This is a genomic window from Streptomyces sp. NPDC005492, from assembly GCF_040605995.1.
Lineage (GTDB): Bacteria > Actinomycetota > Actinomycetes > Streptomycetales > Streptomycetaceae > Streptomyces.
Genome location: NZ_JBEXDX010000115.1, coordinates 1 through 1,802 on the forward strand (window position 1 = coordinate 1; position 1,802 = coordinate 1,802).

General features: G+C 66.7%; 1 protein-coding gene. It reads left to right on the plus strand.

Features of this window, described 5'->3' with window-relative positions; translation table 11 throughout:
- Nucleotides 1-126: 126 nt before the first annotated feature.
- Nucleotides 127-1,782 carry an IS1182 family transposase gene (locus ABZT04_RS45895; RefSeq protein WP_356066679.1) on the plus strand — a complete coding sequence of 552 codons (1,656 nt, stop codon included), beginning with the start codon at nucleotides 127-129 and terminating at the stop codon, nucleotides 1,780-1,782.
- Nucleotides 1,783-1,802: the final 20 nt, after the last annotated feature.

The following is a 1,802-nucleotide window of genomic DNA, read 5'->3' on the forward strand; positions in this document are numbered from 1 at the left end:
GACCCTGTTGCTCAATTCGAGGGAGTTTGCGTCGATCACTCGGTCGGAGGCAGGCGGAGAGACGGATCCTGCTGGTCAGGGGTGCGTGAAGGGGTCGCCCCGCGGCAGGGGGTGACAGCTGTGTCGATGGGATCGGCTACTGGTGGTGTTCCTGATGGGACGAGTGCGGTCGCGCATGCGGCGTTTCCGAAGGGGTGCCTTGCGATGCGGATCCGCGACCAACTCGGTTCAGTGTTCTCGAATGAGGAGTTCCGCAAGGCGTTCGGGGACCGCGGCCGTCCCGGCATCTCGCCCGGGCAGCTCGCCCTGGTAAGCGTGCTGCAATTCGTTGAGAACCTGACGGACCGGCAGGCAGCGCACGCGGTGCGGGCCAGGATCGACGTGAAGTACCTTTTGGGACTGGAGCTCACCGATCCCGGCTTCGACTTCACGGTGCTCACCGGGTTCCGGCAGCGACTGCTGGACCACGGCCTGGAGGAGCGGGTGCTGGACCTGCTGCTGGAGCGCCTGGCCAGCCAGGGCCTGGTCAGCGCCGGAGGGCGGCAGCGCACCGACTCCACTCACGTCTTGGCGGCCGTCCGGCGCCTGAACCGACTGGAGTTCATCGGCGAGACACTCCGGGCCTGCCTGGAAGCACTGTCCGCGGCCAGTGCGCAGTGGCTCGTGAGCTGGATGGACCCGGCATGGCAGAAGCGTTACGGCGCCAGAACCGACGCCTACCGGCTGCCCTCCGAACGGTCCGAACGCGACCGGCTGGCCCACCAGATTGCTGCCGACGGCTACCGTTTGCTCGCAGCCGTCCACACATCCACGGCACCTACATGGCTGCGCGAGATCCCCGCAGTGACCGTGCTGCGCACGGTCTGGATCCAGCAGTTCACACGCACCGTCACCGACGGAGTGCAGGAGGTGGGCTGGCGCGGCAAGGATGATCTCCCGCCGGGCAGAGCGCTGATCGCCTCGCCGTACGATCCGGAGGCCCGCTATTCACACAAGCGCGGCTCGGCCTGGACCGGCTACAAGGTCCACTTGAGCGAGGACTGCACCGGCTCCGGGCAGCCGCATCTGATCACCCACGTGGTGACCACCGATGCCACCGCGAACGATGCCACCGTCGTCAACGCCGTGCACGACGCCCTCACCGCCAAGAGCCTCAAGCCCGCCGAACACCTCCTGGACTCGGGATACTCCTCCGCCGAACTCCTGCTGACCGCCCCTGTCGAACGCGAAATCTGTGTGGTCGCACCGGTCCGGCCGAACAGCACCCCGCAACAGGTCAGGTCCGCCGGGTTCGGCAAATCCGCCTTCACCATCAACTGGCAGGAACAGAAAGCCACTTGTCCATCCGGCCAGACCAGCCGCTACTGGACAGCCGGCCTCGACAACAACGGCCGCGACGCGATCAGAATCCGCTTCGCGACCACGACCTGCTCTCCCTGCCCCGTCCGTGACCAGTGCACCCGCTCCACCCAGTACGGCCGACAGCTCACCGTCCGGCCTCAAGGACAAGACGCCCTACTCGAACGCGTCCGCGCCGAGCAGACCACCAAGGTGTGGAAGGAACGCTACGCCGCCAGGGCCGGTATCGAGGGAACCATCCACCAAGCCGTCGCCGTCGGCGGCATGCGCCGCACCCGCTATCGTGGCCTGGCCAAGACACACCTCAGCCATGTCCTGACCGCCGCTGCAGTCAACTTGATCCGGCTCGACGCCTGGTGGAACGGCACCCCGCTCGCTCAGACCAGAACTTCCCGGCTCGCGGCCCTCGAACTCACTGCATGAACCAATTGGACAACAGGGTC

Bases quoted from the DNA above. Each gene is read 5' to 3' on its own strand.
- ABZT04_RS45895 (WP_356066679.1), top strand. From the start codon at position 127: ATGGGATCGGCTACTGGTGGTGTTCCTGATGGGACGAGTGCGGTCGCG.